The sequence below is a fragment of the Ruegeria sp. BJ6 genome, assembly GCF_056537885.1.
The window spans coordinates 113,415-139,190 of the sequence record NZ_JBQFSG010000009.1; the positions used below are offsets into that span (position 1 = coordinate 113,415).

General features: G+C 54.5%; 27 protein-coding genes and 1 riboswitch. Of the genes, 10 read left to right on the top strand and 17 right to left on the bottom strand.

Annotation, left to right across the window (positions count from 1 at the left end):
* Positions 1-175: 175 nt before the first annotated feature.
* The gene (locus ACR0D6_RS17315) at positions 176-352 is read right to left on the bottom strand and encodes a LysR family transcriptional regulator (RefSeq protein ID WP_480766419.1); all 177 of its coding nucleotides are present in this window, start codon (positions 350-352) and stop codon (positions 176-178) included.
* A gap of 156 nt (positions 353-508) precedes the next feature.
* On the opposite strand from ACR0D6_RS17315, the gene ACR0D6_RS17320 reads away from it, so the two are divergent.
* On the top strand, positions 509-1,258 hold the full coding sequence (locus ACR0D6_RS17320; RefSeq protein WP_480766420.1) for an SDR family oxidoreductase: 750 nt from the start codon (positions 509-511) through the stop codon (positions 1,256-1,258).
* Between the two features lie 16 nt (positions 1,259-1,274).
* On the top strand, positions 1,275-1,682 hold the full coding sequence (locus ACR0D6_RS17325; RefSeq protein WP_480766421.1) for an ectoine synthase: 408 nt from the start codon (positions 1,275-1,277) through the stop codon (positions 1,680-1,682).
* A gap of 125 nt (positions 1,683-1,807) precedes the next feature.
* Here ACR0D6_RS17325 and ACR0D6_RS17330 read toward each other — a convergent pair whose 3' ends face one another.
* Positions 1,808-2,821, bottom strand: a complete 1,014-nt coding sequence (locus ACR0D6_RS17330; RefSeq protein ID WP_480766422.1) for a hypothetical protein — start codon at positions 2,819-2,821, stop codon at positions 1,808-1,810.
* 78 nt (positions 2,822-2,899) lie between these two features.
* On the opposite strand from ACR0D6_RS17330, the gene ACR0D6_RS17335 reads away from it, so the two are divergent.
* Complete coding sequence (locus ACR0D6_RS17335; protein WP_480766423.1) at positions 2,900-3,991, top strand: AraC family transcriptional regulator; 1,092 nt, start codon at positions 2,900-2,902, stop codon at positions 3,989-3,991.
* A gap of 88 nt (positions 3,992-4,079) precedes the next feature.
* Here ACR0D6_RS17335 and ACR0D6_RS17340 read toward each other — a convergent pair whose 3' ends face one another.
* From ACR0D6_RS17340 to ACR0D6_RS17350, 3 genes are all read right to left on the bottom strand, one after another.
* Positions 4,080-5,156 carry a hypothetical protein gene (locus tag ACR0D6_RS17340; RefSeq protein ID WP_480766424.1) on the bottom strand — a complete coding sequence of 359 codons (1,077 nt, stop codon included), beginning with the start codon at positions 5,154-5,156 and terminating at the stop codon, positions 4,080-4,082.
* A gap of 16 nt (positions 5,157-5,172) precedes the next feature.
* Positions 5,173-6,594, bottom strand: coding sequence for an MBOAT family O-acyltransferase (locus ACR0D6_RS17345; protein WP_480766425.1), 1,422 nt, complete (start codon positions 6,592-6,594; stop codon positions 5,173-5,175).
* A gap of 228 nt (positions 6,595-6,822) precedes the next feature.
* Positions 6,823-7,584, bottom strand: coding sequence for an SGNH/GDSL hydrolase family protein (locus ACR0D6_RS17350; protein WP_480766426.1), 762 nt, complete (start codon positions 7,582-7,584; stop codon positions 6,823-6,825).
* A 339-nt stretch (positions 7,585-7,923) separates the two neighbouring features.
* Between ACR0D6_RS17350 and ACR0D6_RS17355 the strand changes: the two genes are divergently transcribed.
* Genes ACR0D6_RS17355 through ACR0D6_RS17370 form a run of 4 tightly spaced genes read left to right on the top strand, consistent with a single transcriptional unit; the run spans position 7,924 to position 11,399 of the window.
* A complete protein-coding gene (locus ACR0D6_RS17355; protein ID WP_480766427.1) occupies positions 7,924-9,375 on the top strand; it encodes an APC family permease in 1,452 nt (483 codons plus the stop codon).
* 16 nt (positions 9,376-9,391) lie between these two features.
* Entirely contained in the window at positions 9,392-10,486 is a 1,095-nt protein-coding gene (gene aguA / locus ACR0D6_RS17360) for an agmatine deiminase (protein WP_170653063.1), read from the top strand.
* Complete coding sequence (locus tag ACR0D6_RS17365) at positions 10,486-10,842, top strand: DUF1622 domain-containing protein (protein ID WP_170653066.1); 357 nt, start codon at positions 10,486-10,488, stop codon at positions 10,840-10,842. Before aguA ends, ACR0D6_RS17365 begins: the two co-directional genes overlap by 1 nt.
* 59 nt (positions 10,843-10,901) lie before the next feature.
* Positions 10,902-11,399, top strand: a complete 498-nt coding sequence (locus ACR0D6_RS17370) for a DUF983 domain-containing protein (protein WP_480766428.1) — start codon at positions 10,902-10,904, stop codon at positions 11,397-11,399.
* 141 nt (positions 11,400-11,540) lie between these two features.
* Here ACR0D6_RS17370 and ACR0D6_RS17375 read toward each other — a convergent pair whose 3' ends face one another.
* Positions 11,541-12,941, bottom strand: a complete 1,401-nt coding sequence (locus ACR0D6_RS17375) for an aminotransferase-like domain-containing protein (RefSeq protein ID WP_480766429.1) — start codon at positions 12,939-12,941, stop codon at positions 11,541-11,543.
* A 308-nt stretch (positions 12,942-13,249) separates the two neighbouring features.
* Positions 13,250-14,281: a linear amide C-N hydrolase gene (locus ACR0D6_RS17380; RefSeq protein ID WP_480766430.1), complete on the bottom strand. Its 1,032-nt coding sequence runs from the start codon at positions 14,279-14,281 to the stop codon at positions 13,250-13,252.
* Here ACR0D6_RS17380 and ACR0D6_RS17385 point away from each other — a divergent pair.
* Positions 14,280-14,543: a hypothetical protein gene (locus tag ACR0D6_RS17385; protein WP_480766431.1), complete on the top strand. Its 264-nt coding sequence runs from the start codon at positions 14,280-14,282 to the stop codon at positions 14,541-14,543. The genes ACR0D6_RS17380 and ACR0D6_RS17385 overlap by 2 nt on opposite strands.
* Before the next feature lie 87 nt (positions 14,544-14,630).
* Here ACR0D6_RS17385 and ACR0D6_RS17390 read toward each other — a convergent pair whose 3' ends face one another.
* From ACR0D6_RS17390 to ACR0D6_RS17430, 9 genes are all read right to left on the bottom strand, one after another.
* Positions 14,631-15,266, bottom strand: a complete 636-nt coding sequence (locus ACR0D6_RS17390; protein WP_480766432.1) for a hypothetical protein — start codon at positions 15,264-15,266, stop codon at positions 14,631-14,633.
* A 63-nt stretch (positions 15,267-15,329) separates the two neighbouring features.
* Positions 15,330-15,614: a hypothetical protein gene (locus ACR0D6_RS17395; RefSeq protein ID WP_480766433.1), complete on the bottom strand. Its 285-nt coding sequence runs from the start codon at positions 15,612-15,614 to the stop codon at positions 15,330-15,332.
* 276 nt (positions 15,615-15,890) lie between these two features.
* Complete coding sequence (locus ACR0D6_RS17400) at positions 15,891-16,895, bottom strand: FecCD family ABC transporter permease (RefSeq protein WP_480766434.1); 1,005 nt, start codon at positions 16,893-16,895, stop codon at positions 15,891-15,893.
* A 1-nt stretch (position 16,896) separates the two neighbouring features.
* Positions 16,897-17,844, bottom strand: coding sequence for an ABC transporter substrate-binding protein (locus tag ACR0D6_RS17405; protein WP_480766435.1), 948 nt, complete (start codon positions 17,842-17,844; stop codon positions 16,897-16,899).
* Between the two features lie 18 nt (positions 17,845-17,862).
* Positions 17,863-18,648, bottom strand: coding sequence for an ABC transporter ATP-binding protein (locus ACR0D6_RS17410; RefSeq protein ID WP_480766436.1), 786 nt, complete (start codon positions 18,646-18,648; stop codon positions 17,863-17,865).
* Positions 18,645-18,932, bottom strand: coding sequence for a DUF1636 family protein (locus ACR0D6_RS17415; protein WP_480766437.1), 288 nt, complete (start codon positions 18,930-18,932; stop codon positions 18,645-18,647). Before ACR0D6_RS17415 ends, ACR0D6_RS17410 begins: the two co-directional genes overlap by 4 nt.
* A gap of 171 nt (positions 18,933-19,103) precedes the next feature.
* Positions 19,104-19,311, bottom strand: a riboswitch (cobalamin riboswitch).
* Positions 19,312-19,476: 165 nt separating this feature from the next.
* Positions 19,477-19,749, bottom strand: coding sequence for a DUF6525 family protein (locus tag ACR0D6_RS17420; RefSeq protein ID WP_480450237.1), 273 nt, complete (start codon positions 19,747-19,749; stop codon positions 19,477-19,479).
* Positions 19,746-20,381, bottom strand: coding sequence for a DUF1826 domain-containing protein (locus tag ACR0D6_RS17425; protein ID WP_480766438.1), 636 nt, complete (start codon positions 20,379-20,381; stop codon positions 19,746-19,748). The genes ACR0D6_RS17420 and ACR0D6_RS17425 overlap by 4 nt, the downstream gene beginning before the upstream one ends.
* Entirely contained in the window at positions 20,378-21,589 is a 1,212-nt protein-coding gene (locus ACR0D6_RS17430; protein ID WP_480766439.1) for a GTP-binding protein, read from the bottom strand. Before ACR0D6_RS17430 ends, ACR0D6_RS17425 begins: the two co-directional genes overlap by 4 nt.
* 104 nt (positions 21,590-21,693) lie before the next feature.
* Here ACR0D6_RS17430 and ACR0D6_RS17435 point away from each other — a divergent pair, with 104 nt between their 5' ends.
* Positions 21,694-22,098, top strand: coding sequence for an Rrf2 family transcriptional regulator (locus tag ACR0D6_RS17435; protein WP_170653092.1), 405 nt, complete (start codon positions 21,694-21,696; stop codon positions 22,096-22,098).
* 394 nt (positions 22,099-22,492) lie between these two features.
* Positions 22,493-23,413, top strand: a complete 921-nt coding sequence (locus ACR0D6_RS17440) for an ABC transporter ATP-binding protein (protein ID WP_480766440.1) — start codon at positions 22,493-22,495, stop codon at positions 23,411-23,413.
* A gap of 84 nt (positions 23,414-23,497) precedes the next feature.
* On the opposite strand, the gene ACR0D6_RS17445 is transcribed toward ACR0D6_RS17440, so the two are convergent.
* Complete coding sequence (locus tag ACR0D6_RS17445) at positions 23,498-25,411, bottom strand: DUF3604 domain-containing protein (protein ID WP_480766441.1); 1,914 nt, start codon at positions 25,409-25,411, stop codon at positions 23,498-23,500.
* Positions 25,412-25,776 lie beyond the last annotated feature (365 nt).

Here is a 25,776-nt window from a genome sequence, read left to right on the forward strand (position 1 = left end):
AGACCGCGACCCAATGGAACACAGCTTTCACCCAGGCGGATTAACCGGCCAAGCTTCAAGTCCCTCTCCCCCTGCAGTTGTCTTGCCAATGCCACGCCTTGTCCGTCTATTGCCGCCTCCAGCAGAACGGCACTATCCACATACTTGATGCTCTGCGAATTGATCCGATCAACGTTCAGCCCGACTTGAGCAGCCCAGCTTTGGTCAGCTCCACCCTATTGGGGCGCCGATGAAAAAGCGTCACGCCGGGATACAGCTGCTGCAACTTGATTTGCCGGCTGATTGCCCCGTGGGTGACGTTCGGGACATCCGCTGCCTTGGTCGGGTTGGAGTGGGTTGCAGATTCATCCAAGACCTAAAGGGCACGAAGGTGTCTGAGGTTTTCCGGCATGTGAGAAAAACTAACAGCAATGTCCAAAATACTCGATAGGTGCCACCAATTGGCTGGAGCTACACTGGATCCAACTCAAAGAAACATCACACCACCCGCCCAAAGAAAGGACATACCATGCCCGAAGTTAAAGTCGCGCTGATGACGGGGACCGGACAAGGCATTGGCCGGGGCTGTGCCATCGAGATGGCAAAAGCAGGCTACAAGGTCTCGCTGATGTCCCCCTCCAACCGGTCTGTGGAATTGGCGGAGGAGCTTGGGGGTATTGGCCGCCGCGGCTCTGTGCTGGATGTTGGCGATCTGCAGGCGATGATCGACGCCACCATGAGCAAGTATGGCCGTATAGATGCAATCGTCAGCAATATGGGTCATGGAGGAACGGTACCTGAAGCCATAAAAACTGTCGGCTTCGATCCTGACTTTGACGGGCCACTTTTGGAACTCAGCGACGAGCTCTGGCACGAAAGTCTGGACATGTATGTGCTGAACGTCGTCAAGATCGCCCGCATTGTCACGCCGATCCTGATCGAACAGGGCGGCGGTGCATTCGTCAACATCTCATCCATGAATACGATCGAGCCGCGGGCACCCTACCCCATGAGCATGTTGCGCGGCGCCCTGCACAGTTTCTCAAAGCTCTACGGGGACCGTTATGCACGGCACAACATTCGCATGAACAACCTGCTGCCCGGGTTCTGCGAGAACGTCAATCTGTCCGAACAGGCCCGTCGGGAAATCCCGGCGCAGCGCCCCGCAACGTTCGAAGAAATCGGACAAGCCTGCGTATTTCTTGCCAGCGAAGGCGCTCGATACATCAATGGTCAGAGTATACTGTCCGACGGCGGAATGAACCGCGCGGTACGATAGAAGCGAGGCAGTCAAAATGATTGTTACGGCACTCAAAGATATCCTTGGAACAGATCGGGACGTCTCTGGCCCGGGTTGGAACAGCAGAAGGTTGCTGCTTGCCTCTGATGGTATGGGGTTTTCGCTGACGGATACGATCATCAAAAAGGGTGCCGAGCTGGAGCTTGAGTACACCCACCATTTAGAGGCGTGTTATTGTATTGAGGGCAAGGGACAGATCAGGGCATCTGAAGACGAAACATGGCATTCCCTTGAGCCATTTACCCTTTATGCTTTGGACCAAAATGATCGGCACGTGGTGCGAGCGACGGATACAGACCTGCGGCTTGTCTGTGTCTTCAATCCGCCTCTCAGTGGTCGTGAAGTGCACCGTAAAGACGGAAGTTATGCCCCGTTACGCCCTGACGAGCACGGGGATGTCTGAGCAGAACCGTCATTTGCACCGCTCAACCGTCGCTGCGCTGCGCCGCCCGCCGAACTCAATACAACAAATGCGAGGGTGGGAATTTTCATGGGAAACCTCAAAATTCAGAACAAAGTTATCAAACGTCACTTCACAGGTTGTGGGCTGATTGGACGAAACCCACCGTCAAGAACCATCTGGCTGACACCGTAATTGCGGATGCTGTAGTTAAACGGCGCGCCACCCGACGAAAGGGCGTTCACCCTGTCACCGCCGCAATTGAAATGCAGCGTGATCGTGCCGTCTTTGTTTGCTTCCCACATGTTTGAATTGATGTGCGTCGCACCGTCCATGAGATATCCGTCGACATCATAGAGAGTAAACGATGTGAAAAACGCGTTGTGGGGATCATCGAAGGTGACCGCCAGACACTCGGCACCGGAAAGCGCTCCGGAACTGGAATAGGCGTTCGAAACACCCAGCTCAGGCGGATATCCACCCCAGCCCGCCGCATGAGACAGATTGAGAATATGCTGATCGGCCTCACCGGCACTTTTGGCATAGGTGTAGTCAATCCCTGCGCTCAGGAACTCTTCCTTGTATTGTTTTCGAAGCGCCTCCAACTGTGCCTGATCAAATTCTTGCGGCACATAAGTGCTGTCTAGTTCTATCCCTGAGATGGCGATCTTGTCCTGAACGTCATGAAGATGTGCCAGAGAGGTGGCGTCGGTTCGATCTTTCAACTCAGTGCGGAAAATGATCAGCGCATAATCGGTCGAAACCGACACTTCATGATCTCCTGAATCGACCAGATAGTAAGGAGAAAATCCATCCTCATCCATGACCTGCGCCGCTACGTACAGATCGGATTCCGGCAACGAAATCGTGAACCTGTCATCATCTGACACATTCACAATCTGAACTGAATAAAGTGTGTCCCAATTCATGCGGACGGTCGGGGCCTCAGGCCCAACCGGAGTGACCTCACGCAGGTGAAGTATCCCTTTATCAGCCCCCTTCCCGGCCCAGTTCGAGAAATTCCATGCGGTTTCAGCTTGCGCAAAATTCTCTGCTGTAACCGGAACTGTCTCGGCAAGCGCGCCTTGGGCCAAAAACAGAAACACAAGTGAGATGCAGGGGGAAACTTGAACATCGTACATTTTTCTCACCTTTATTCGTTCGCGCCAGACACCGTCCATGACAGGTTTTCATTGCTCAACCGTTGCACACGTCCACTCATGGCGCTTACCATTTTGCGCAACAGCGTCACCAACCAGCAAAAAGGACAGGTTTTGCACCCCCGCCACCCGATATCCATGATCTCAGCTCTTTCGCTGGGTCCGATGCCGGAACTGGTTCAAAGTGAAATGGGCGATCGGGCACTCCAACGCATATTCCACGCTTCCGGGCTAACCGGCGATCTGCTTTACTCAAGAGAGGGCTATATCCCTCAACCCGCCCTTGTTCGCTTTTTTGATGCGATTGCCCGGGAGGCCGGAAAAAGCTGGGTGCTTGGTCCTTGGGTCGATGCCATACAGATCGGTGATTATGGCCTTTGGGGTGATTGGGTTCTCTCTGCCCCGACACTCCGAGAGGGATTGCTTCGCGGGAGTACCTCAATCCACTTGCACGGCACAAACGACACGATCAATTTGACCACTTCCGGGAACGGCGTCGCAGTATTCTCTTATGCTTTTTCCGCAGCTTCCACGGATGGATATGGTGAGTTGGCAATTGGCGGTGCCGCGGCCATGGTCAGCTATTGCCGTGCCTACCTTGGACAGGATTGGAGACCGGATAAAATCGATCTCAACATTCCGGACCTAAACCGGCATGACCGGGATAAACTCGAAACTTACTTTGGGTGCAGGATCGGCATGTCAGAGACAGCGATTTGCCTGAACTTCGATGAAATGCATCTGGATGTACCGCGAACAAACCGCGCGGCAGCCGCAGTGACGTACGAGGATATTGTTCGCGAGCGCTGCAATACGCGCCCCACCACGTTGGCCGCACAGATCAGGACGATGGTGCACCGAAATTTGTCAGAAGGTTTGACGGGGATAGAAGGAACCGCCCGTGCGCTCGATATCGGTGTTCGCGCACTACAGCAGCGTCTGAGTGAAGAAGGTGAAAGCTATCGATCAATTTTGAAATCCGTTCGCGTCGAACGGGGAAAGGAACTGCTGCAGCAAAGTAAGCTGACAGTCACCGATATTGCTTTTGAGCTTGGTTACGAACATGCACCCCACTTCACGCGCATGTTCGTTGAGGAAGTTGGAATGTCACCATCGCGTTTTGCAAAGCTTGGGGCCGCGGCCCAAAGATAGGGGGCCAGCAGAACAGATCTGCACACCGTAGGCAAATGTCGGATTCAAAGTGGGGAGAAACAGGCTGGGGGTTTGCCTTTCAGGACCATCAACGCTCTGCGCAACAAAACCTCTGCTCGTCACCTTGCAGTAACGATGCGGCCAGTATTTGAGAGAACGGCACTTTATCTTTTTCACCCAAATGGGACGCGTCAGGTAAGTCAAAATTCACCATGTCCGGATCATCGAGGTAGTGGATTGTGTCAGCACCCGTCAGCTCTTCAATCGGATCCCAGTATGTCTCGCGCGGGAAGACCGATGTTTCGAGTTGAAGCATATCGTCGCTGACCGGCATATACACCAAAACGACACGCCCGCCCCGGTCTTCGATTTTCGAGACCAGATCCCCGAATTCCCCGGAAAGGAACTGTCGCCATGACGATGGATCAACGCGATCCAACGTCTGCATCATAACACTCATCGACTCGACCCGGGATTGCCTTAACGCCGGTATGTTGACGTTTTCAAACCGGATCGTGGTTTCCCTGTGAAGGTCGTTTGTTACATAATCCGGAGGACCGGCAAAATACCCATAACGCCAAAGGTTTCTCAACAGTCGGATACTGCTATAGTAGTTATCCCCAAACGCCAAACGCGACGAAACCTGATCGCCAAGCCAGGTATCAATGTATCTGGCCTTGTTCCAATGCTGATTGTAATACGCAACATTCGGTGCCTGCTCTTCCCGAGCAGGACCGGGCATCATCAGGGACGGAATGATCGACAGGACAACCAGCCCCCTGAACTGGGAATTGTGGGCGATATCCTCAAAGGCCACATATGCTGCTGCGCCGGAAAGTGCCAATTGGTGCACACGAACACCGCCAAGCTCGTCAGACAGGGTTGAAAGTGAGACATTCGACTGCATCCGGGATGCGCCAAGCAATGCAACTGAACTTGTGCTGGTATCAGCTTCGATCTCGGCGCGGACCCGCGCCCAACGCTCCTGCGTGTGATCAACGCTGGGTATGCCGCCTTCCCTTCGGATGTGAAGCTCCAGCCCACCAAGGATAAGGACGGCCAGAACCACGGACGTGAAGATTGACAGCAGATAACGCGAGCCATCCCTGCTATTGGTTGCAGGACCTTTTTTCGCCGCGACAGCTGTTAACTTCTGATGCTCCATGGTGGTTCCTCAATCCCTAGAATTGGAAATAGATGAATTCATCGGAGGTCCCACCAACCACCGCGATTGAAAGTATTGCCAGGGTCCCAAGAACCGTGACAACGGGCAGCGGCAATGCGTCGACGACCTCGCGAAACGGCCTATGTCGCAACTGCCAGTGCACTGCAAACAACCCGGACAAACTGAGCACAACAACCAGAGTTTCCAGCTTCGGCACCTGCATTGTGGCGCCGCCGGAATTGAACAATGATACAAACATTGACGTACTTTGGCTCAGGTTTTCCGCCCGGAACAGCATTGCAGACTGAGAAAACAGCAGCATCGTAAGCGCCCAGAATGAAATCTTTGAGTATGTGGACTGCCAGATGCTCCAATGCCCGACCTTGTGGCGAAGCCCAAGCTCAGTCATCAGCACCAACCCATTGAACGCGCCCCACACGACAAACGTCCAGTTCGCACCGTGCCACAGACCGATAATCGTCATCGTAAGAAACTGTGCAAACATGGTGTTATAGATCGACCGGCTACGCTTGGAACGAATGTTTGCGTACAGATAATCCCGAAACCAGGTCGACATGGAAATATGCCATCGCTGCCACAGATCAGCATACCCGATGGCTGAAAATGGCGCCCGGAAATTCACCGGCAGAACAAACCCAAGCGACAACGCGACGCCAATCGCCATAAGCGAATACCCGGCAAAATCCGCGAAAATCTGCCCCATGAACGCAAAATTTGCCAAGATCACCGCTGATGCAGGAACAGTGCCGTCTTGTTCGTAAACCGAATTGACAACCGGCGCGAACAGCCCGTCTGCCAGCACAACTTTCTCAAACAACCCGACGACAAACAAAACCAGTGCCCATCCCAACTGATCAGCCGAAACACTTGGCTGTACCTTCAGCTGGGGCATGAAACGACGCGCTCTTACGATCGGGCCGGCAACGAGTTGCGGAAAGAAGGAAACGAAAAGAGCAAAGTCCAGAAAATTTGCATCGGGCCGCATTCGGCCCTTAAAGACATCAAGCGAGTAGGTCAGCGTCTGGAACGTGTAAAAGGAAATTCCGATCGGCAGCAAAACGCTCCAGGGCATTGGCTCATAGTGGATCCCAATCTGCCCCAAAAAGTCGGTTGTACTTGTCAGCAGGAACTCTCCGTACTTGAAATAGCTGAGCACACCAAGGTTGGCTGTCAGACTGACAACTAACCATAGCCTCTTTCCATTCTGAGAAGGGGCGCGGTAAATCCGCTTTGCCGCATAGTGATCAACGCACGTGGAAAATATGATTATCAGAAGATAAGGCAGGTTCCATGCAGCATAGAAAATCCAGCTCATGACTAGCAGGAATGCCTTTTTCCACTGCCAGCCAAAGTTCAGCTGATAGCAGACAAATACAATCACAAAAAAGACCGCAAACAAATATGAGTTGAAAACCATCAGAGACGAACCAGCAAGAAACCCTTAATTCGAGGCTACCCAGTGACAAGTTACATGTGAAGGTAAGTCCACTGTTAGAAGCTTCATCTTGGCTCAAGATCCGCGGATTGTCTCGCGATTAATTCAAGTGCGGGAATAAAAATCTGATTGTTTCTAAATTCACCGCCTGACCATCGATCCTTTCAGAGCATCGGGGCACTGAGCCCGACTCATTCAGGTGCGGTCATGTCACTCACACAATGATTTTTCGGACAGAACACCCAGCCCCAGCAGCGCAGAAAAGTACCGTTCAGCAACCGCTCTGGCCCCGCTCATGTTGTAATGAACATCGTCCGCCATGAACCGGTCTGACCAACCCTTGTACATATCAACAACAATGATCGGCGACTCTGGCTTGGACATCTCATCCGCAAGATCAGCTACCCCTCGGTTCAGGGACACAAGTCTGCCCTTCAACTCTGGGGTCATGACACTGCTGTGACCGGGTGCAATCTGTTCCAGCAGAACCGTAACCTGAGGGTTTGCCCGGCGGAAAATGTTGACGATCCGGCCAATGTTACCAACAATTTCTTTCGTGGAATCTTCGGTTTCGATCAGATCATTTCCACCTATTCCCAACAGGACGACATCGGGTGGGGTGACCCCTTTTAAGAAGCCGTTTAAATTTTTCAGAAGATCAGATGATGAGTATCCTATGGACCCCGCATGATCGCGATCAAATGTGCGCCCATTCACCTCAGCATAGGTCGACCTGTCCGTGAACGGGCCGACAAAATCGAACTGCGCATTATGAGCAACGAGTAGTGCCCAAAGCTCGTACCGATAACTTTCAAAATTTGGGCGTTCTCCCATCACTCGTGAATCACCAACGGGCATAATCGTAAGTACCCGGCAGTCATCCTGGGTCGCATGAGCAATTCTCGCGCTCGGATGAATGCAATAAACAATCGAAACAATTGCCAAGAACTTTAATGCCTTAAGGATTCTCATTACACACCCCGAACTCGCTCCATCTCAAGTGAACTTACACATTTGCCGCTGGGTACATGATTTTTGGTTAACTCCCCTGCTCAAGTTAATTTTGACGCATCTTGGACACTTATCAAATTTTTTGTCTGATCTGACTGCGTGTGAACAAAACCGCCGGGTTACTTTGTACGTATACGTCATTATGCTCGATACCATTCAGATCAGGCGTCCTGTTATCGTGCAGTCATTCAAATTATTGATTGCACGGAATAGTCACCCCGGGTTACGTGGTTGGAGCCAAAGTTAAATCGTTTTTTGTTTCTTACTAACAACAGCTTGCACCAAACAAACGCATATTGAATGGAGCTTACTGCCGTGGCCACTCCCCAAAAAGTCAACATGTTCGGCATTGTTCTGATCGCCGTCAGTTCGGTCCTTGTGGTGGACACCATTGCCGCTTCGGCGATTATCGGACCGTCCGCACTGGTATGGTGGCTGATCATGTTCGCCGTGTTCTTCATCCCTTACGGGCTGGTCACGGCCGAATTGGGCACCGCCTATCCTGACGAAGGTGGGCTGGTCGACTGGGTGCGCAGGGCCTTTGGTGACAGTGTCGGCGCACGGGTCGCCTGGCTGTACTGGGTCAACTATGCCCTGTGGGTACCCGCGGTTTTCTACCTGTTCGCTTTGGTCATGTCTCAAATCCTGGGCTTTGAACTGAGCCCCTGGGGCATCGCGATCATTGCTATCGTCATGAGCTGGATCAAGATCCTGATCACCATGCGGGATATCGAAAACCTGCTTTGGATTCCTAATGTTGGTTCGATATTCAAGTCCACCATCATGATCCTGCTTGGCGTTTGCGGGATCTATGTGGGACTGCAGCGGGGTTTTGCAAACGAGATCAATCTGCAGACCATCACCCCTTCACTTGAGGCCGGCATGGGATATTTGCCGGTGATTATTTTCAACTTCATGGGTTTCGAAATCATTGCCGGGGCCTCCAGCGCCATGCAAAACCCCCGCCGCGATATCCCCAAAGCCGTCATTCTGGGTGGTACGCTGATTGCGGTATTCTACCTGCTGGCCACGTTCGGCATTCTGGCCACGATGCCGGTGGACCAGATCAGTGATGCGACCGGAGTGATTGAATCCTTCCGTGCCATGTTGGGAGACAGCAGCGTCGCCCGCTTTGTGATCGTGATATTGGGCCTGATGTTCCTCTATACGCTGGTCAGTAATGTCACCACATGGGCAATGGGCGTGAACCGCGCAGTGGTTTATGCCGCGCAGGAAAAACTGTTGCCTTCCAGCCTGGCAACGTTGCACCCCAAAACCGGCGCACCGCGCAATGTCGCCATCTGGAATGGTGTCATCGCCACGATTGTCATGCTGGCATATGGGTTCATGGCCAGCGCAGGTTCGGGCGGTGAACCTTGCCTGAACGACACGCACCACATCATGGCCGACTGTCTGGAGGACCAGGGTTCGGTCGAAGACCTGTTCTGGGACGTATTCTCGCTGGGTGCTGTCACGCTGCTGATCAGCTATATCCTGCTGTTTCCCGCCTTTCTGAAGCTGCGTCTGACTGATACGGAAAGCGAGCGTCCCTATCTGGTGCCTGGTGGAAGGATTACCCTTTGGTACTGTGGCATTGTGCCTTCTATCCTGTTGATCCTCGGCGTCATCTTCTTTTTCTACGTACCGGGGACCAGTTTTGACCCCGATTACTTCCGCAATGTCGGCGGCGGCATCCTCGTCGCGCTGATCATTGGCGAGGTCCTCATTTTCAAAGCCAAAAAATCACGCTGAGCACAGGAGAGCGTCGATGACATTTCGTTTCACAACCACTCCCCGGCAGGACGGATACCGGATGCCCGGTGAATTTGAGCCACATAAAGGATGCTGGATGGGCTGGCCCGAACGGACAGACAACTGGCGGCTGGGGGCAAAGCCAGCGCAACAGGCCTTTGTCGCGGTGGCTGAGGCAATCCATAAATCCGAACCTGTGACCGTCGCGGTGTCGAAACATCAGTTCAACAACGCCCGCGCCCGCCTGTCACGCGGCATCCGCGTCGTCGAGATGACTTATAACGACAGCTGGTTTCGCGATGTGGGACCAAGTTTTGTGGTCAATGATCAGGGTGATTGCCGCGCCGTGGACTGGGATTTCAACTCGTGGGGCGGGGCCTATAACGGCCTTTACAGCCCATGGGATCAGGACTCGCTGGTTGGCATCAAGATTGCCGAGATCGAAGGCACGGATCGCTACCGGTCGCATTTCGTGCTTGAGGGGGGATCGATCCATGTGGACGGCCAAGGCACGGTGATCACGACCGAGGAATGTTTGCTCGATCCCGGTCGCAATCCGGACATGACGAAAGACAAGATCGAACAGGCGCTGAAGGATTATCTGAACGTCGAAAAGGTCATCTGGATCAAGCGGGGCGTCTACCGTGACGAAACCAGCGGCCATGTCGACAATCTGGTGCATTACTGCAAACCGGGTGTCGTGGCGCTGACCTGGACCGACGACAAGACCGATCCGCAATATGAAATATCGCACGAGGCCTTTGAATTCCTGTCGCAACAGACAGACGCAAAAGGTCGGCGGCTGGAAATTGTCAAACTGCAGCAGCCCGGACCACTGTACCTGACGGCCGAAGAGGCAGAAGGTATCGACCTGTCGGAAAGCGGTATGGACCGGGCCGAAGGTGATCGGCTGGCAGGGTCTTACTGCAACTTCTATATCGGCAATTCACGGGTCGTGTTCCCGCTGCTGGACGAAAAGCAAGATCAGAATGCGGCTGACATCCTGCAATCCATTTACCCCGACAAGGAAATTATCGGCGTACAAGCCCGTGAAATCCTGCTGGGCGGAGGAAATATTCACTGCATCACACAGCAGGTTCCGAAATTCTGATGCTGGTCGGGATACTCGAGGGTGTTGCGGTAGCGGTCGAGATGGTCGCCATCGCAATACTGGTTCTTGGATTTTCCGGTGTCCTGATCCTTTCGACACCGGAACTGGTGAGGGTGTATGACCGATCTTCGCCCGAGAAATTCTTCGATGTCTTTCGCCGAATTCGACTGAGCCTTGGTCAGATCCTGCTGCTGGCTCTGGAAATCCTGATCATGTCGGACATCATTCTGACGATCCTTCACAGAACGATTGACGAGATCACGATACTTGGGCTGACCGTCGTTATCCGGATCGGTCTGTCTTATTTCTTGAACCTCGAAATGGATCATCTGAATAAAGAGAAATCAGAAGTTTAGATGTAGCGGCAATCTTGCACGCAGCCGCAAGCCGCAATTGTCGGACAGGAACCAAACCCATGCAGATCAGCACAATCCCTAAAGCGGCGGCGCTTAGCAATCTCGACCTGCAATGTGGCGCAGCAATTGACGTTATTGATTGCACAATGTATGCATCCCATCAGAATCAATTCTGCAGCTGTGGTGATATGGATATGCAATTAGCAGAGAGAGACTCGCGATCAGCTATGCGCAGGGGCTTTGCGCTGAAATGCCCGAATTGCGGCAAGGGGCATGTACTGCACAAATACCTGAAAGTTAACGACACATGCGAGGTTTGCGGCCTGGATTTAACCTGCGCGCGCGCCGATGACGGTCCGGCATATCTGACAATTCTGATTGTTGGACACCTCGCGGGGTTCGCGCTCCACATCATCTGGTCAATCTGGGAGCCTACCCCGATGGTTTTGGCATCCGTCACCTCGCTCGGGGCGGTGGCGCTTTCGCTGTTCCTGCTGCCGAGAATCAAGGGGGCCATGATCGGCTTTCAGTGGGCAAAACATATGCACGGCTTCTGAGGTACGGGATTGGCTGAACAAAACCATCCACGAATCCGGAGTTTCAGATAACCCGCAAGATGCTGATTGAGCGGACAGGCATCCTCCTATAACCGGGCGCCTGTCCTGCCACGAGTTCATTTCAACGATCGAGGCCCCTCGTCAAACGACCATCCAGCTATTTTGGTCAGGGTTTGCCAACGTGTCAGCCAAGCTGCGTAAGGCAGCCTGCAAGGTTTCCATCGTATCCGTTGATCCCAGAGCAATTCGAACTGCATTCGGCGCGCTGCCGGGCGCGAATGCCACACCGGGCACAAGCCCAAGACCCGACCCACGCAAATTCAGAACAAATTCAGTGGCCAAATGCCCATCTGGCAACGGCAGCCACACGTGAAACGCGTCTGCCTGCACCTCAACGTCCGGCAACCACTGAAGCAATGCATCCTGCCGCCTCTTGGTTTCTGCACGGATTTCCCCCGTGATCTTGCTGGCCAACCCGGAAGTAATCCAGTCGGTCACCAAACCTGCAGAAATCGGGGAAACCACACTACCATTCGCCCGAATGGCCCGCCTGATACCGTCATTAGAGACACCCGCAGGCGGCACGATGAAACATACCCTGAGCGAGGGCGCCAGACATTTCGACAGCGTTGACACATACCAGGTTCTTTCTGGCGCGAAATTGGCTATCGGCTGGGGGGCTGTGGTGGCAAGCACCCCATAGGCGTCATCTTCGATGATCTGTAGGTCGTGCTTACGGGCAATCTCTGCAACATGTTGCCGCCGCTCAGCAGACAACGTGGTTGCTGTCGGATTGTGAAGCGTGGGCGTTGTATAAAGCGCCCGGGGACTGACTTTCCTGCAAATCTCTTCCAAGGCCATTGGGTCCAGCCCGCCTTTGTCCATCGGGACCGGCACAACGTTCAGACCTAGATGTCGTGCAATCGCAAGAAAACCCGGATAGGTCAGCTCCTCGCAGCAGATCGTATCGCCGGGCTTGAGCGACAGTGAAAGTATCGCCCATGTTGCCCCCTGAACCCCATTGCAGATGACAACGTCGTCAAGCGCGCGGATACTCAGGTTTTCCTGCAACCATGACTGCGCCGCAACCCGGTCGGCGTGACTGCCGCCGGGCATCTGGTAACGCATCAGAAATTCGATCCCATGGTCGGACCTGAGCGCGTCAAAGCCCTGCCACATCCGACGGATCAGGCCGGTCTCTTCAAATCGCGGCGGCATGTTCATGCTCATATCAACCGCCTGATCTTTTGCGCCTGTCACTTCGACGGCCCTGGCTGGAGGCGGCCCTTTCACATAGGTGCCCTGCCCTACCCGACCTTCGACAAACCCATCCCGGCTTGCAGCTGCGTAGGCGCGACTGACGGTTGTGAAATCAATACCCAATGCTTCGGCAAGGGTTCTTTGCGGGGGAAGACGCTGACCCGGGCTGAGCGCACCCGAACGAATGTCGCGCATAATTGCCTCGGCAATCGCAAGATACATGGGGCCACCATCCTTTTCGATCAACGGGACCCATGCGACATTCGCCGCGTTGCTGCTCATTGTTTCGCTCCTTGGTGCATTTATTTGCAGATTGTATGGAGCCAATCAATAACGCAATCAGAAATGGTTCGCACCCATATCTTTGCTACCGAAGTTTGCAGACCGAAGGTCGTGGGGCAGCATTCTCCGCTTTGCTTGAAGATCCCGCGTTGGAACGGCGTTGTTGTGCCATCATCAACAACTGACAGGGTCGATGATAAGAAACCCCGTTCGTTGTTTTATTCCACGACCGACACCGCGTCTCATGCCACAATCCTGAGAAGATTGCGGCTGACTAAGCATCGCGCTTTCTGCAAACCAGTTCGGCCTTAATTTCTCGGCGTCATATCCACGATTGTCGGCTCGCGATTGCCACTTGTCTCGAAGACGATCATTTCGTCACCCATGGCCGCGAAGTCGATTTGCTTCATATCGACCATGTGAATCGTCCTGTCATACATCGTGTGATAGTAGTAGATGAGGTTTTCGGAGTCGCTGGCGGTCGTGATTTGCGTAGCACTGTAGAGAATATCATCCGACTGGACATCATCCTGCGCACCTTCTGCGGCATCGGGGGGAATGTTGAAATTGTCGAGAATTCGAAACGCTTCGCGCACGGTATCGTAGCCGCCTGCAGTTTCACGCGCAGTTTGCGAAAACGCCACCGCGCGAATAAAGCGTGACGGAGGAGTGAAGTCACCGGGCAAGCCGATCATACCACTTCCCGCCCCTAACGGAGCAAAGGTAACACCGCTGACCTCAACCTCCGGAAGGCCGATTGCAGACAAGTTGACGTAATTGTTGAGGTTGGTCATGTGCCAGTCATAGGTCGGTGAATTGGTGATAACACCAAGCGGGGCCTCAAAGACGGTCAGTTCTCCATCAATGTACTCGACGACGATCCGCCCGCCAAAACGATCTGCCACCAGCATGTGAAGGGGAAACGGAAAGCCAAGCGTCTCATCCACAACGCCTACGACACGAATGCCTTCAAGACCTGTTTGCGCTTCTTGAACCGTTTCGAATTGCGACAGGACATAGCTGGCCAGCAGGTCACCGGGGATTGTGTTATTAGCCTGGTCAGGAAGATATTCCTGATATTCCGTGTAACCAGGCAGGTAAAACAACCCTGCCGTCAAACCCGCCTCATTTATCCCGTCAGCAGGTGCGCCGTGATCCAGCATGCTGACGCCCACCATGCCAAAGCGGCCTGTCCAGGTCGCGCCTTGCTGCCCGTCCGGCATCGCACCCGCATTGTAGGTAAATCCGCTGGGAATAATGTTGATCTTCGTCTCCAGATCGAACGGCCCCCATTCTGCGGTTCGTGCACGAATGATGCTGCCATCAGCCCCGGTTAGCATGATCCCGGTGCAAGCCCACGCCATTGAAACTGAGGCGATCAACGCGATGCTTGCACGAGTAGTCGCCTTTAAAAACCTGTGTAACGTCAATGTTCTTCTCCTGCAGAAAGACTCTGGACGGATAAAAGTGAACTATCGTGATGATAGTATCCTGGCAGGCTGCCGTGCAGGTGACAAGTTCACCAACCCTGTGAACACTGGTAGTACTGATAACAATCTGACACCGTCAGATCAGCAACCCGAAGCATACGGAATGGAATAATGCCGCACGCGAGTCACTGAGTTGTCAATCTGCGCGTCCTTGGCATAACAGACGCAGATTTTCGCGAACATCGGCGCGACGCAGATTTTAGTCGTGGTGAAACGTTCCGACGCGGCGACCGCTGCTATCATAGACATAGCTCACGCCACCTCCCGCACCAGCACCCAAGAGGAGGAGAACAGCCCACCACCAGTCTCCAAGCCACATCAAGGTGCCCAGAAGGTAGGCAAAAAGGAACGTGGCCAAAAGAAATCCCAAAAAGGTAAGGGCAAAAATGATGAGGCCCAGTCTGAAGACCCTGCCACTCTCGAAAGCACTGTATTTGTCCTTCGTGGCGAAGGCGACGCCGATGTTAAGGATAAGGAGTGAGATGGATGCAACGAACAGTCCCAGTCCCCAGCCGCTCATTGGCAATCCATACGACCAGCCCCTGAATAAACTGCCGAGGAACCCGCCGAAATCGGCAGCCGTCGGAATATGGAGTACATAGGGGGACGACCAAGCGCCATCCCCATAGTAGGCCGCAGATACCCAACCGGAAATAGCGGGGTTGCTGAACAGTATGGTGAAGGCTGCAAATGTACCGATCATGCCCAAACGGGCGTCACTGTTCTTAGTCAGGTTACTGATAAAGCTCAGGTTCCAGCCCACGGTAACAACCATGAGTATGAAACCTGCAGCCATGAGGAACAGATTAAATAGCAGAATCAACAGGGTTTCCACGGGGTGTCTCTTTCAGGGGATTTTTGGGGCGATAGGCGCTGGGGCGGGCGTATCCGCCGATGGTCAGGACTCCCAGGCACACAGCGTGGCAAAGTCATTCTGCCAACAGGCTCCATCACGGTACAATCTGCCCAGCGTGCTATTTGCACTGCTTTCGTGGTCGCTCCAGGCCGCTGTGCCGATTTCATCGCCTTCGAGATAAAAGTATACAAAGGCGGTTCGGTCATCGATATCCGCCGCAAAGAAATCCCCACCACCCATTGGGTCGAACACACATGGCCCCTGCATCTCGATCACGCCATCGATTTCGAGATAGCAGATCTCGGCATTTGCGACCGCGGCAGACAAAAGAAGAGCGGTTGCGGAAGCAATATAGTTTTTCAAAGTTGGGGTCCTTTCGAAAGCTCGATACGAGACCCCATCTGAACACAAATCGTGGTGAAATTTTGGCGACCACAAGGGTTATCCACCAATGCGGTTTTTCTCCAGTTTTTAGATCCGCTTAGGGGCTCAAACGTCCAACAGATTCTCGTGCGGACAACGAAATCCCATCAGGCTTTTTTTATTACAGGTATCCAAATTCGTATGACCCAACGGGTTCACAATACACGAGCAAGTTGGTGATCACCTGGACGTTCTGAACAACAGCAGGAACACAAAAACGGATCCGATGGATGTTGTGACGATCCCGACGGGCAGTTCCTGCGGTGCAAGCAAAAGACGGCTGAGTATGTCTGATCCGGTCAGCAAAGCCGCCCCGACGATCGCCGCAGTTGGCAAGAGCTGCCGGTGCAATGGTCCCGCGATTCCGCGGGCGATGTGGGGGACCATCAGGCCAACAAATCCGATCACGCCTGCCACCGAAACGAATACAGCTGTTGCAAGGGCGGCGGTGAAAAACATGCTGAACCGCAACCTCGGCAACGGTACACCCAGCGTCGCGGCGGTCAGGTCTCCGGTCAGCAGCGCATCCAGCCAACGGCTGCGATAAAGTGAATAGGACAGGATCAGAAGCAACCCGGCGCAGACCAGCGGGAATGTCTCCCACCGGGCTAGACCTAGCCCGCCCAGCATCCAGAAAATGACCGAATGCGCGGCACGGTTGTCGCCTGAAAAAATCAGATAGTTCGTAATGGCGGAGAACAGGAAGGAAACCGCAAGACCGGCAAGGATCAGCTTTTCCGGTGCGTTTGTGCGCAGCCCGTGAACCAGTGCCAGCACAATGCCCGACGCCACAAGCCCCCCGCAAAAGGCCGCCAGTGGCAGAGTCCAGAACCCCAGAATATCTCCGGTGACTGTTATGACGAACACGGCCCCTGCAGCTGCACCGGAGGACAGGCCGAAAAGGAACGGATCAGCCAGATCGTTGCGCGTTGTAGTTTGCAGGACGACACCAACAATGCCCAGCCCCGCACCTATCACGGCGGCAAACAATGCGCGCGGCAAGCGCAGGTCAAATACGATCCGGTGAAGCGGCGACATTTCCCCATCACTTAGCCCCGTTCCAAGCATAACGGCAGTGATTGTGTCGGAGACCGGAATGGACGTGGTGCCGTAAATGGTTGAAATCAGCAAGAGGGCGGCCAGAACGACCGCCCCCAGCACAAGTGTAAGACCGGATCGGCCCATATCAGTTGAGACCCGGATGCATGGCCTGTGCCATTTTCGAGATCGCTTTGATGTTCGCGGGTCCGGGGGTCAGCTCTTCGTACCGCAGGCCAATCCAGCGCTCGTTCTTCACGGCGTCGGTCTGGGACATCACCGGATGTTCTTGAAGAAACTTGAACGTGTCCGCAGCCCCGTTTCCAGTTTGATAATCCAGCAGCACCAGAAATTCCGGATTTGCAGCGGCCACCGCCTCCCACGAGGTACGGCCCCAGCTGGTGTCCATGTCATGCGTGACATTCTCACCACCAGAGGCGGCGATCATCGCGTCAGGGATGGCGAATTTGCCCGCGGTAAAGGGCGCATCCGCCGGACCGTCCAGCAAGAAGACGCGCGGTTTGGGCAGGTCTGCGGTCTGAGCTTCAAGCGCGTTCAGCTCTTCCTTCCAGCCTGTGACCAACGCCTCAGCCTCGTCCTCGACATGCATGACTTTGCCCAGCCGCAGAACGTCGTCGAACAGCAGGCCCATGCTGGCCTCCGGGCGGTCCTTGTCCAGATGCACGCAACTTTCTGTCAGGATCATGGTCTTGATACCAAAGGGCTCCAGCGTGTCCGGCGTGACGTCGCCGCCCGGCTTCATGCCGTAATACCAGCCAGCGAAGAACAGGTCAGGTTCGACCGCAACAAGATTTTCGACCGTCGGGTATTTCGGCGCCAGTTCCGGGATGTCTCCGCGCAACTTGTCGAATTCCGGGCTGGTCTTGTACCAGCCGGTGATGCCGGTCAGACCGACGATCTTCTCCTGCAGACCCAGCGCAAAGGCCATGTCGGTCATGTTCATGTCATGTACGACCAGCCGTTCGGGCTGAGTTTCGAACACCAGCGGCTCGCCACAGTTGTCGACGCTGACCTCCTGCGCGGACGCGGCGCCTGCCATGGCTGTGACCAGCGCCACGGACCAGATGTGTTTCATTCGGGAATGCTCCTTGGTTTAGGTTGAGACTGTTGTTCTTCGGATATCCAGCGCTGGGATGATGCGGCCTTCGTGGTGAAAGCACAGGTAATCGACGCCAAACGTGTCGCGGACCCGTTCCGGGGTCAGTACATCGGCCACGGGGCCAAATCCCGTAAGCCGCGTGGATTTCATCAGCGCCACATGGGTGGCAAATTCGGGGATCATCACCAGATCGTGGACGATCATCACCACCGTGATGCCCAGTTCGGCGACCAGCGACAGCATCCTCCCCTTGGCATCCGGGTCCAGATGGTTGGTGGGTTCGTCCAGAAAAAGAAGTGATGGGTTCTGCGCCAAAGCCCGGGCTATATGGGCGCGTTGCCGCTCGCCCCCGGACAGCATTGCCATTCGTTTGTCTGCCAATGCATTCAGGCCGGTCAGGTTCAGTACCCTGTCCAGTTCTTCAGCGTGTTCTGCAGCCGAACGGTCGGCCCAGATCGGAATCTGACCCATCGCGACGTAATCCCGTAACAAAAGCCTGCCATCGGGAAGCTCTTGCTGACTGACAACGGCGATCATCCGGGCCCGGTCTTTGGCGGGCATCTGTTTCAGGCAGCGCCCCTTGACCAGAACGTCGCCCAGCACGATCTCAGCCGTCCCGCACAGCAGGTTCAAAAGCGTTGTTTTTCCAGCCCCATTCGGACCGGCAATTGCCAGTATCGCGCCCTCGTCCAACTCAAACGAGGCGTCCTGCAGCAGGACATCACCGTTGAGCGCATAGTATTCGAGGTCCCGCGCAACCAGAAAGGTCGAGGTCGTCATGATGGCTCCTCCAATTGGATCCCAGGCAAACGTGAAAGGGTTTTTGTAAAAAGTGGACCAGGCCGGTCGGAGGCATTGGTCCAGCCATCTGGGCTGTCGTGGTATTGCTGCGCAAATTTGGCCAGCGCTTCGATGTCTTCCTCGCTTTCAATGTCACCGAACAGATACTGAGCTTTACCGACGGCCTGAAATCCGACAGTTGTTGGCTGCGCGCAACCGGCCATACAGGCAACTGTGCGGATAGCGAATCCCGTGGGCAGCTTACCGGTCAGCGTATTGCGCATGGCCCCAACAGACAGTGCGCCGCGACAGGTCGAGCAGATCAGAAGGAAATGGTCAGGTGTTTCCGGCATTGTCCGCTCCGCTTAAAGCCAAGCGCGGACAGAAGGTGCCGATCATGTAAACACGTGTCAGACGTGCCATCAAAGCCTCCTTCCAGGACGCCCCGCCCCGGGTTGGTTAAACATGCGATGGCAGGTCTCCTGACTTGCGGATCGTCGCTTGGCCATCCTTCCCGGCCCTATTGGCCAGTGGTTGTTTGGCGTCGCTCACCGCTTACAGTTGCGGGGGCAGTTACGGACTTGGCACCGACAGGCGGACCGCACCGTATTCCCTTTTCATCCCCTGGGCGTACCATGGGGAACCATCTGTACCCTGATTGTCTTAGACCGGATGCCTTGTCAATCGGGACCTGAGTCAAAACCTATCAATTGCATCTTTTGCGTTCGGCGTCGTCAAACCGGTTCCATGAAAGCCATCGATCGAGCGGTGCCAAAAGCCGCATGTTTAACAACAACAGGCCGTGATGAATGAGACATGAGTTCTCCTTCACGTTCGGGACATGAGTTTGAAAACGGTGGATTGCCGGTCACGGGCAAGCGTTCTGGCTTCGGCTTCGCTTAGGGACCGAAGTGTTTCCTCCGCCGTGAGACCGCGGGCCCGCGACTTTGACCAAATGCGTCGCGCGGATGTGGGGGACCATGGCAAGGCTGCTTCGGACAACCAACGCCTCAACGGCGCCGGCAAGCCGTCAAATGCAGCCATTGGATCATCGGAACGCCGCTTGCGTCGTAGACTGCATTGCCCGAGATTCCGGCTCATGCTTCGTCGTCCGGGTCGAACACGGGGTCCAGCACCAAGACAAGCCGGGTCTGACCTGTACCCTCAATCGGCGGCGAGCGATGCAACAGCCCTGACGATGGCTGTTCGGGCCACAGCGTCCCCCGCAAGAGAATTGGAGCACCGGTTTCAACCGTGAACACATGTGCTGGATCCGTTCCATCCTGCGAAATGCCGTACTGTGTTCCGGTACCGCGATAAGTGCAAACCAACCGCGCGGTAATCGCATCGATATGAAATCTACGACAGGCGTTAGTGGTCACAACATCCAATCGCAGTCGCAGGAACCTTGCATTCATCAGATGCGAGAACATGTCAGCGAGGGAAACGATATCATCCTGAAGCCACTCTCTTTCCGGAGTGTCAGGCAATCCAGACGCGTCACAGAGATTCGCCAGTGCAGACCTGACCTCATGCGGAGTTAAAATGATCCGACCGCGTGGCAGAACCTCTGGATCAAGCTCGTTCAGCCAGCTTTGGACGTCAGCAGGTGCTTGCCTCCGCCAGATCGCAGCAGCGCATCCGGGTTGAAGAAACGTGGCGAATGACGATAGGTTTTCCGCGACCGCGACGCCAATGGCCGCGTCTTTTTCCAGCGTTTTGGCAAAGTTCATGCGGCATCCTCCACCCGCCGCCAGATTGGAAACGGGTCCGGATAGTCGGGCAATGTGTCGGGCCCCATGGCTGCAGCTGCAGGAACAAGACAGGCATCCAATCGCGCCTTCAAAGCCGGCCAGTCAATGCCCGCTCCGATGAAGACGATTTCCTGACGACGATCACCCCAGGGTTCTTGCCAGTGGGCCTGCATGTAGGCTTTCGCACTGTCGTGTGTAGGGCGCCGCTCCTCCGGTACCGACGCCCACCAGGTGCCCAGCGGTTTTACACTGGACAGCGCCCCGGCCAGCGAAAACTCAGCTACCCAGTCGGGTCGTGTCGAGATCCAAAAGTGCCCTTTGGCCCGGATCACCCCCGGCGAATCACCATTGAGGACTTTCAAAATGCGCTCGGGAACAAACGGAAGCCGTGCCCGGTATACATATGAGGTGACGCCATATTCCTCGGTCTCTGGCACATGATCGGCAAAACCGTACAGCTCCTTGGCCCACATCGGATGCTCATGAGCTTGTTCAAAATCAAAGAGGCCGGTGTCGAGAATTTTCTCGGCGGCGACTAAGGAGTGATTTGTCTCAATAATCTCGGCATCCGCATTCAGGCTGCGGATGATCTTGCGCGCTGCGTCGACCTTATCCGCCCCCGCATCGTTGACTTTGTTCAAAACCACCACATCAGCGAATTCGATTTGATCCGTGAGCAGATGGACGAGTGTGCGTTCGTCTTCCTCGCCCATCGTTTCGCCCCGATCCCGCAGGAAATCATGAGAGGAATAATCGTTAAGGAGATTTACCGCATCAACAACTGTCACCATCGTGTCCAGCCGTGCCACGTCAGACAAGCTGTTGCCGAATTCATCCCTGAAGTCGAACGTAGCTGCAACCGGCAAGGGTTCGGAGATACCGGTGGATTCAATCAGCAAATAATCAAATCGGCCTTCTGCAGCCAAACGGCGAACTTCGTCCAACAAATCATCACGAAGAGTGCAACAGATGCAGCCATTCGACATCTCAACCAGCGTTTCATCCGGCCGGCTAAGTTCGGTATCGGCCCGCACTAGATCAGCGTCGATGTTCACTTCGGACATGTCATTGACAATGACCGCGACCCGCCGCCCTTCGCGATTGTTCAGGACGCGGTTCAATAGCATGGTCTTGCCCGCGCCAAGAAAGCCGGAAAGGACGGTGACAGGAAGACGAGTATCTGACATGGGTTGCTCCGAAGGGTGCCTCGAGAGTCATGTAACTCTCATAGTTACTAGACGAATGCAACAGTCATTGTTACGTGTGACGCCCGCTTGGAGAAGAAACACAAATGAAGCGCAATAGTCGCCTGTCCCTCGCCCTGCACACGCTAAGCCACATGGCCGGAGATCCGGATCGTGTGAGAACCTCGGCAGACATCGCCGAGCATTCCGGGACGAACCCGGTGGTAGTACGCCGTGTCTTGGGACGTCTCCGTGACGCAGGCCTGTTGACCTCGGAAAAAGGCCACTCAGGTGGATGGCGTCTGGCACGCGAACCAGACAGCATTACCCTTGCAGATGTGTATCTTGCGCTGGACGAAAGCCTGATCGCGTCCGGCAATGAAGATCACGCTCCGGAATGTTCAGTGGAACATGCCCTGCACCGCCGCGTTTCAAGTATCATGACGGAAATCGAGCAAAGCCTGATCAGCCGTCTTAGTGAGACCACGATCTCCGAAGTCAGGGGCAGATAGCCCCCAATCAACTTTCGCAGCAAGCTGCCATTGCAACTAGAAAGCGTGGTCGGCAAGGGTGTCTGCACCTTCAGAACCGCCTCGGCCCGTAAGGCAAATCAAACAGCCAGAACACCAGCGATGATGCGGAGGTCAACAGCGGCACCCACGGCAAAGGCACCAGAAATGGCAGCCTAGCGCTCGTATTGGTCGAAGGATATCTTTCAGACACACACGTCGCTCACCCTGGAATATTGCCGGACGGCACGACGGTTGCACGGCGCGGTTGAGATTATTGGCCTGCCATAGATTTAAACAACCCATTCGAACATATTGGTTCAAGTTACTCAAAGCGCACAAAAAATAGCACTTGTCATTAATAATCAGAGCGCTTGTTGGGGGAAGGACGGTTCGAATGATCCAGTTTTACAAATCTATTTGGTTGGCAACCGGTCGCAAGCAAACAATCAACATTCTGCTTTCCCTCGCCATTGCAGGGCTTGCCGCGTTACCCTTGAATTATCAGAAAGAGTTAGTGAACGGGCTGACCTACGGTTGGATAACGAAGTCCCAATTGGTGACACTTGGATTGGCAATGGGCGCGGTTATTCTCTTGAGCCTCGCACTCAAGTGGGTACTTGGTTACCTTTCCAGCCGGTTAGGCGAGGATATGATCCGCAACCTGAGAAACTCCATCTGTCATCCAACAAACGATAAAATCGAAAAAGCACCGCCGCTTTCACAGGGAGAGATGGCAACGATGATATCCGCCGAAGCAGAACAGGTCGGGAAATTCTCAGGCAGTGCTCTGTCCGAGCCTTTGTTGCAGGCTGGTACACTTGTTGTCATTGTCGGGTACATCGCAACGAATGACCCCGCGCTGGGGCTCATCGCGTTGCTCATGATACTGCCCCAAGTTGTGATCGTCCTGACCGTGCAAAGCCGAGTTAATGGGCTTGTCGCTGATCGGGTTCATATGCTCAGAGGTGCCGCCAAACAACTGACATCCGGTGAGCAACCAACCTCAAGTATTTCCGCCCGGTTCGATGATATCTACGAGACCCGTTCGCAGATCTTCGTTTGGAAGCTTTCGTCCAAATTTGTCCTGAGTGCCATCAACGGCGCCGGAACAGTAGCTGTCCTGATAGTTGGTGGCTTACACGTTCTGGACGGCAGCACCGACGTAGGGACTGTGGTCGCCGCAACGGTCGGCCTTGCCCGCCTGCAAGGGCCAACCAAACAGTTGATCGCGTTCTATCGTCAGGTCAGTGCCACAGCAGTCAAGTTCGAGCTTTTAAGGGATGCAGGCGTAAACATGGATGCTCGTCTCGCCTAGCAGCGCGTAAACCCGACAGTATCATTCGTACTGCCGGTTCGGGCCCGAGCCGAGAATTGAAGCCACAACCGAGACTGTGAATAACTACTCGGGACTGTACCAGATTGGCGACGTGTACGCGCGGTCCTGAACTTCTGCCGGAACGTTTTCAGGCAATGGGATATCATAAAACGCTGCATCGATAGTCGTCCAACGCGGTTTCGGAATTTCGATCACCCTGACGTAGTAGAAGGCATTGTGAGCGGGGTCGAAATCCGGATCCTGCCAGTAGGCGTCAAGTGCCACAGCACCGATTGAGTTACTGTATGTCGCATTCTCGATATTCACGGTGGACCGGACCGGTTCCCGTGCGCGTCCGTCCTCGCCGATAACCCGGTCACCGGAGACGGCGACGTCATAGACGCGCTCGTGGGTCTCTCCATTCTCATCAATCCAACCTTTGATGACTTGGACACGATCGAGGTTTGCGCCGTCCGGATCGCGCAGGGCACGGATCAGGAAGCCCGGAGAAACCCCGTCGGGTGCCTTTGCAAGATCACCCCCCATGGGCACACCATTCCGATACCCGTTGGCAACAAAATCCGAGGCGCCTAGGTCTTCGGCGTCAAAGTCCCAGCCGCCAAAAACCCGTACCCGCATTCTTGGTCCGGTTGTGGCATAAGCTTCCTTGCGCTTTATGGCCCCGTGGACTTCCTCTCGTGTATTTTCGCGCGCCCAAACAGCGGTGAGGCCCGCGGCTGATTCCTGAGCCGTGATAATCCGCAGCGCCGGGTCTTCCGCGGGAATTACATCAAAGTTATGGCGGTTCGCTGAGGGTTCGGTGTGCTGGTACTTGCCAAAGTAATTGTCTTCCCGCGTGGTCGGAAGGGCGGTATGCGTGTCCGTCGTACCGTAGAAGCCGAACTTGTAGGGATTGACGCCAACTTGCTGCTGGATTTCCAATCCGACTTTCAAAGCTGAGCGCCCGTATTCATAGCGCAGCATCTCAGGCGTTTTAGCGACGGTTCCTGAAATATTTGCAACGTCCCAGGTTTCAAAATCTGCAAACTCATCGTCAGGTGAAAGAAGCGGATGCGTTTCTTCATCACCCTTGATCTGGGTCACTTCGTGCATTGGTTCCCAACGAATACGTTTGGCGGCGTACTCGGCGTCCATGGGCGATCCGTCGAATTTGGTGGGCGCAAACATAATCCCGTTTGATATGTTTCCATTGTGAGGCACGGAAATTGCGCTGCCGCCCGTTTCCTCTTCGTAGGCGGCCAGATAATCCCAAAGCGGCTCGGGATCTTCGCTTTCAAAATATGTGAAAGGTCGGGTCCGGCTCGTTTTCTCCGCCCCGTCGCCAAACAGAACGACGCGATGGAGGTTGTTACCCAGCGGCGTCGATGTCCATTCATACCCCGCAAGAGATGTAAACACACCGGGCTCGTAGTACTGATCGACTGTCTCGACAATCTGCTGCCAAAGATCGCCGTCCAGATCGAGACCTGCCGTCGGGTCGCGGCCCTGAACCGCCGCAATTTCGATGATGTCAGCAAAAGCCGCCATGCGACCCTCCTGCCCAGAGTTGAACCGCTCATAAGTCAGGCGGCCCCACTCATCTGCCAAAAGGCGGGGATCAGCTGCGCGAACAGCGGTCGCAAGCCCCAACATTTCCGCGTGTTCGGTGATAGCAAGGAAGTCGAGAGGCCTGATCAACTGCACTGGCTGGCCGGTATTCGAGGTTATTCTTCCCCCGCGCGCCACTCGAAATGCGTCATGAATGTTCAGGGATGTTCCGACAAGCCCGGCGTCAAATGAGATTTCAGTGTGGAAATGAAGATCGCCAAAGAGAACTTGATCCGGATAAGATCGGTCAACGAACGGCGAGTAATTCTGTGATGGCACAGCGTCGTTTGGTGGAATTTCGCCTTCAAAGGCGTCTGCGCCATTGGACATTATCACGACTGACAAGATCGAAGCGCCCGTCAGTTTCATTAACGCAATCATTCTATCCATTATGACCCCCATGCTGATATGCAATTGAGACAGAAAATCTTGGAAGAAACGCTGGATAGGATCATGCACGAACTTCTGATAAAAATCAAAAAACTGAATGCGTGCTAAAGCCTAGTTCCCAATTTCTTGCGTTTGATGACCGATGCGCCATCTAATGTGGAAACAAGTGCCGCCTCAAAGTTCCTGAGTTTTTGATGACCTAACGCCCGGGGCATCAACAGGGGCGATGCGCATCCTGCAGGCTTTGATCCAGACATTGTAACCCAAAGCCAACCCATCGGCGGATCAATCGAGGCGGCGCCGCCAAATGCTCGGGTCACAATCTTGACCAGACAAATTTGCAGTTGTAGATGGCCTAACGAGGC